Raw genomic sequence first — 6,504 nt, forward strand, 5'->3', positions numbered from 1 at the left:
CGTCGACCGCGGCGAACTCGGCCCGATCGGCGGCGCCACTCACGACAGAGCCTGCAGCGCGGCGGAGATCCGGGCCAGGTCGGACTCGGCCACCGCCAGCCGGTCCCTGATCTTGTTGACCACCGGCTCCGGCGCCTTGCCGACGAAGGCCGGGTTGCCGAGCTTCGCCCGGGCCTGCGCGGCCTCCTTCTCGGCCGCCGCCCGGTCCTTCTCCAGCCGGGCCCGCTCGGCCGCCACGTCGATCGAACCCCGGGTGTCCAGGGCCACGGTGACGTCGCCGGTCACCGCCAGGGTGGCACTGGCCTGGAAGTCCGCACCGGCGTCGTCGAGCCGGGCCAGGGCGCGCAGCAGCGGCTCGTGGGCGGCGATCCCGGCGCCGGTCAACCCGTCCAGCCGGGCGGCGACCCGCTGGGCCGGCCGCAGCCCCTGGTCGGACCGGAACCGCCGGATCTCGGTGACCACCCGCTGCAGGGCCGCCACCTCGGCCTCCGCCGGGTCGTCGACGAGCGCGGGCTGGGCCGCCGGCCACTGCTGGGTCATCACGGTGTCCCCGCCGGTCAGCGCGATCCAGAGCTCCTCGGTGACGAACGGGACCACCGGATGCAGCAGCCGCAGCAGCTGGTCGAGCACGTGGCCGAGCACCCGGCGGGTGACCTCGGCCGGCTCCCCGCCGGCGGCCAGCACCGGCTTGGTCAGTTCGACGTACCAGTCGCAGACGTCGTCCCAGGCGAAGTGGTAGAGCAGGTCGCAGACCTTGGCGAACTCGTACGCCTCGAACTGCTCGTCGACCTCGGCCGCGACGTGCTGCAGCCGGGAGAGGATCCACCGGTCGACGGTCGACAGCCGGCTCGCCTCGGGCAGGTCGCCGCCGACGTGCGCGCCGTTCAGCAGGGCGAACCGGGTGGCGTTCCAGAGCTTGTTGCAGAAGTTGCGGGAGCCCTGGCACCACTCCTCGCTGACCGGGACGTCCTGGCCGGGGTTGGCGCCGCGGGCCAGGGTGAACCGGGTGGCGTCGGCGCCGAACCGGCCGATCCAGTCCAGCGGGTCGACCACGTTGCCGAACGACTTCGACATCTTCTTGCCGTGCTCGTCGCGGACCATGCCGTGCAGGGCGATGACGTCGAACGGCTGCCGCCCGTCCATCGCGTAGAGACCGAACATCATCATCCGGGCGACCCAGAAGAAGAGGATGTCGTAGCCGGTGACCAGCACGCTCGTCGGGTAGAACTTGGCCAGGTCGGCGGTCTGCTCGGGCCAGCCGAGGGTGGAGAACGGCCAGAGCGCGCTGGAGAACCAGGTGTCCAGCACGTCCTCGTCCTGGCGCCAGCCGTCGCCGGTGGGGGGCTGCTCGTCCGGGCCGACGCAGCGCACCTCGCCGTCCGGGCCGTACCAGACGGGGATCCGGTGGCCCCACCAGAGCTGCCGGGAGATGCACCAGTCGTGCATGTTGTCGACCCAGGCGAAGTAGCGCTTCGCCATGTCCGCCGGCTCGATCCGGACCCGCCCGTCGCGGACCGCGTCGCCGGCGGCCCGGGCCAGCGGCCCGGTGTTGACGAACCACTGCAGCGACAGCCGCGGCTCGACCGTGGTCTTGCAGCGCGAGCAGTGCCCGACGGCGTGCGTGTAGGGGCGCTTCTCCGCCACGATCCGGCCCTGTTCGCGCAGGGCGGCCACGATCGCCGGCCGCGCCTCGAACCGGTCCAGGCCGACGAACGGGCCGGGCGCGGTGATGACGCCCCGCTCGTCCATGATCGTGAGCGCGGGCAGGTTGTGCCGCTGGCCGATCTCGAAGTCGTTCGGGTCGTGCGCCGGGGTGACCTTGACCATGCCGGTGCCGAACGAGGGGTCGACGTGCTCGTCACCGACGATCGGGATCCGCCGGCCGGTCAGCGGCAGCTCGACCTCGGTGCCGATCAGGTGCCGGTAGCGCTCGTCTGAGGGGTGCACCGCAACCGCGGTGTCGCCGAGCATCGTCTCGGCCCGGGTGGTGGCCACCACCACGTCGTCGCTGTAGCGGATGGAGACCAGTTCACCCTCGTCGTCGGTGTGCTCGACCTCGATGTCCGACAGCGCGGTGAGGCAGCGCGGGCACCAGTTGATGATGCGCTCGGCGCGGTAGATCAGGCCGTCGTCGTACAGCCGCTTGAAGATGGTCTGGACGGCCCGGGAGAGGCCCTCGTCCATGGTGAAGCGCTCCCGGTTCCAGTCGACCGAGTCCCCGAGCCGGCGCATCTGACCCAGGATGGCGCCGCCGGACTCGGCCTTCCACTGCCAGACCCGCTCGACGAACCGCTCCCGGCCCAGGTCGTGACGGGACCGGCCCTCGGCGGCGAGCTGCCGCTCGACCAGGTTCTGGGTGGCGATCCCGGCGTGGTCCATGCCCGGCAGCCAGAGTGCCTCGTAGCCCTGCATCCGGCGGCGCCGCGTGAGGGCGTCCATCAGGGTGTGCTCGAAGGCGTGCCCCATGTGCAGCGAGCCGGTGACGTTCGGCGGGGGGATGACGATGGTGAACGGCGGCCGGTCACTGTCGGTCGAGGCCCGGAAGTACCCGGCGGCTACCCAACGCTCGTACCGTCGCTGCTCAACCTCGCCCGGCTGGTACTGGGCGGAGAGGGTCGGGGCCGCGGCGCGTCGGGTATCCAGTGTCTCGGTCACCCGCAAAGTCTACGGAGCCCGTTGCGGTACCCGACATCAGCCACCACCGGTTGGCGGTACGGTGGCGGCTATGTCCGATCCGCACATCTCCAGGCCGCCGACGGGTGACGAACCGGGGCTGATCGACCTGAGCCGCGACGAGCCGCCGCCCCGGCAGCGGTACACCGGGTGGCGGACGCTTCCGGGGGTGGACCAACCGGCGACCGCGGACCGACCGGCGGATCCGGGCCGACCGACGGGGCCGGCTCGGGGAGGTGACGGCCCGGGCCCGGACGGCGCGCAGACCGGCGGCCCGTCGCGGCGGAAGGTGATCGTGCTGGGGGCAGCCCTGCTGGTGGGCCTGGCCGGCGCGGCGACGTTGGGCACCGCGGGCTGGCGGATCGCCGCCCAGAAGGACGCCGAGCTGCGGACTCCGGCGACGGTGGCCGGCTTGACCCTGGACGACAGCGAACGCGCGGCGGCCACGGCTGACTACCTGCGTACCGGATTCGCCGCCGACATCGCCCTGGACCGCTCCGTCGGCGCCGTCTACGCCGACCCCGCCGCGCCGGACCGTAGCGTCCTGCTCTTCGGCGGCACCACCCTGATCTGGCAGCCGGAACGGGACCTCGACCGACTCTTCGAACTGGTCGCCGACGACGATGCCGGTGTCACCGGGCTCCGCGAGATGCCTGCCGGCGAGTTCGGCGGAGTGCTGAAGTGCGGCACCACCGATACGCCAGAGGGCGAGCTGCCGGTCTGCGGTTGGGCCGACCACGGCAGTGTGGCGATGGCGATGTTCCCGGGCCGCGACGTCGACCAGGCCGGCGAGCTGATGCGGGAGATCCGCGACGCCGTCCAGACCCGGAACTGAGCCGCTCGTACCGGAAACACAGCCCGTACCGGAAACACAGTCAAGGGCCACCCTGTTGGGTGGCCCTTGACCGGAAGTGTGTCCGGCGGTGTCCTACTCTCCCACACCCTCCCGGGTGCAGTACCATCGGCGCTGGAGGGCTTAGCTTCCGGGTTCGGAATGTTGCCGGGCGTTTCCCCTCCGCCATGACCGCCGTAACCTTATCGACTTATCAAACACACCCGCACCCGACACGTCGGGGGTCGTGTTCGTTTGTCGTGAGTTGCACAGTGGACGCGTAGCAGCTTTGTAGGTCAAGTCCTCGGCCTATTAGTACCGGTCAACTGAACCCGTTACCGGGCTTACATTTCCGGCCTATCAACCCAGTCGTCTAGCTGGGGGCCTTACCCCTGTCACCAGGGTGGGATACCTCATCTTGAAGCGAGCTTCCCGCTTAGATGCTTTCAGCGGTTATCCCTTCCGAACGTAGCCAACCAGCCGTGCCCCTGGCGGGACAACTGGCACACCAGAGGTTCGTCCGTCCCGGTCCTCTCGTACTAGGGACAGCCCTTCTCAAGTATCCTACGCGCACGGCGGATAGGGACCGAACTGTCTCACGACGTTCTAAACCCAGCTCGCGTACCGCTTTAATGGGCGAACAGCCCAACCCTTGGGACCTGCTACAGCCCCAGGATGCGACGAGCCGACATCGAGGTGCCAAACCATCCCGTCGATATGGACTCTTGGGGAAGATCAGCCTGTTATCCCCGGGGTACCTTTTATCCGTTGAGCGACACCGCTTCCACTCGCAAGTGCCGGATCACTAGTCCCGACTTTCGTCCCTGCTCGACCTGTCAGTCTCACAGTCAAGCTCCCTTGTGTACTTGCACTCAACACCTGATTGCCAACCAGGCTGAGGGAACCTTTGGGCGCCTCCGTTACATTTTGGGAGGCAACCGCCCCAGTTAAACTACCCACCAGACACTGTCCCTGAACCGGATCACGGTCCGAAGTTAGATACCCGAATTCAACAGAGTGGTATTTCAAGATTGCCTCCACCCGTACTGGCGTACGAGCTTCACCGGCTCCCACCTATCCTACACAATTCAATTCAGATACCAATGTCAAGCTATAGTAAAGGTCCCGGGGTCTTTCCGTCCTGCCGCGCGTAACGAGCATCTTTACTCGTAATGCAATTTCGCCGGGCCTGTGGTTGAGACAGTGGGGAAGTCGTTACGCCATTCGTGCAGGTCGGAACTTACCCGACAAGGAATTTCGCTACCTTAGGATGGTTATAGTTACCACCGCCGTTTACTGGCGCTTAAGTTCTCAGCTTCGCCCCCGAAAGAGCTAACCGGTCCCCTTAACGTTCCAGCACCGGGCAGGCGTCAGTCCATATACATCGAATTACTTCTTCGCATGGACCTGTGTTTTTAGTAAACAGTCGCTTCCCCCTGCTCTCTGCGGCCATACAACGCTCCACCCGCGCGGGGCTTCACGTCTCCGGCCCCCCTTCTCCCTAAGTTACGGGGGCAATTTGCCGAGTTCCTTAACCACAGTTCGCCCGATCGCCTCGGTATTCTCTACCTGACCACCTGTGTCGGTTTGGGGTACGGGCCGCTAGAAGCTCGCTAGAGGCTTTTCTCGGCAGCATAGGATCACTGACTTCACCTGAATCGGCTCGGCATCACGTCTCAGCCCCATGCACCACGGATTTGCCTATGGTGCGGCCTACACGCTTACCCCGGCACAACCACCGGCCGGGATCAGCTACCTTCCTGCGTCACCCCATCGCTTGACTACTACCCACCAGGTTCCCACGCTCCCCCAGCACAGTCCGAAGACCACACCAGGATCGGATGGTTAGCACAATGAGGTTCGTCATGGGCGCTCCTTCGCGGGTACGGGAATATCAACCCGTTGTCCATCGACTACGCCTCTCGGCCTCGCCTTAGGTCCCGACTCACCCAGGGCGGATTAGCCTGGCCCTGGAACCCTTGGTCATCCGGCGGAAGGGTTTCTCACCCTTCTTTCGCTACTCATGCCTGCATTCTCACTCGTGCCGCGTCCACAGCTGGGTCACCCCGCTGCTTCACCCCCGGCACGACGCTCCCCTACCCACCCACACACCTGCACACAACCCCCGAAGAGATCATGCGAAGTACCTGTGTGAATGCCACAGCTTCGGCGGTGTACTTGAGCCCCGCTACATTGTCGGCGCGGAACCACTTGACCAGTGAGCTATTACGCACTCTTTAAAGGGTGGCTGCTTCTAAGCCAACCTCCTGGTTGTCTATGCGATCCCACATCCTTTTCCACTTAGCACACGCTTAGGGGCCTTAGCTGGTGATCTGGGCTGTTTCCCTCTCGACTACGAAGCTTATCCCCCGCAGTCTCACTGCCGCGCTCTCACTTACCGGCATTCGGAGTTTGGCTGATTTCGGTAAGCTTGTGGGCCCCCTAGACCATCCAGTGCTCTACCTCCGGCAAGAAACACGCGACGCTGCACCTAAATGCATTTCGGGGAGAACCAGCTATCACGGAGTTTGATTGGCCTTTCACCCCTAACCACAGGTCATCCCCCAACTTTTCAACGTTGGTGGGTTCGGCCCTCCACGCGGTCTTACCCGCGCTTCAGCCTGCCCATGGCTAGATCACTCCGCTTCGGGTCTAGGACACGCGACTGAACGCCCTGTTCAGACTCGCTTTCGCTACGGCTCCCCCACCCGGGTTAACCTCGCCACATGCCACTAACTCGCAGGCTCATTCTTCAAAAGGCACGCCGTCACCCCTAAAGGCTCCGACGGATTGTAGGCGAACGGTTTCAGGTACTATTTCACTCCCCTCCCGGGGTACTTTTCACCATTCCCTCACGGTACTCGTCCGCTATCGGTCACCAGGAAGTATTCAGCCTTACCAGGTGGTCCTGGCAGATTCACGGCAGATTACAGGGGTCCGCCGCTACTCGGGAACACCCACAGAAGACCAGCCACTTTCACCTACCGGACTCTCACCGT

The 6,504-nt window shown here is 65.7% G+C and carries 2 protein-coding genes and 2 rRNA genes (1 of these 4 only partly in view); 1 reads left to right on the forward strand and 3 read right to left on the reverse strand.

Translation table 11 applies throughout. The features are described 5' to 3' along the window. Positions 1–39: 39 nt before the first annotated feature. On the reverse strand, positions 40–2,655 hold the full coding sequence (locus O7627_RS26095; RefSeq protein WP_278096112.1) for a valine--tRNA ligase: 2,616 nt from the start codon (positions 2,653–2,655) through the stop codon (positions 40–42). 70 nt (positions 2,656–2,725) lie between these two features. Here O7627_RS26095 and O7627_RS26100 point away from each other — a divergent pair, with 70 nt between their 5' ends. Then, the gene (locus O7627_RS26100) at positions 2,726–3,508 is read left to right on the forward strand and encodes a hypothetical protein (protein WP_278096113.1); all 783 of its coding nucleotides are present in this window, start codon (positions 2,726–2,728) and stop codon (positions 3,506–3,508) included. Between the two features lie 80 nt (positions 3,509–3,588). Here O7627_RS26100 and rrf read toward each other — a convergent pair. Then, a 5S ribosomal RNA gene (rrf, locus tag O7627_RS26105) occupies positions 3,589–3,705 on the reverse strand. Positions 3,706–3,797: 92 nt separating this feature from the next. Beyond that, positions 3,798–6,504 (reverse strand): 23S ribosomal RNA (locus tag O7627_RS26110) (it continues 405 nt past the right edge of the window).

The sequence above is a fragment of the Solwaraspora sp. WMMD1047 genome, from assembly GCF_029626155.1.
In the GTDB taxonomy this organism is placed as follows: domain Bacteria; phylum Actinomycetota; class Actinomycetes; order Mycobacteriales; family Micromonosporaceae; genus WMMD1047.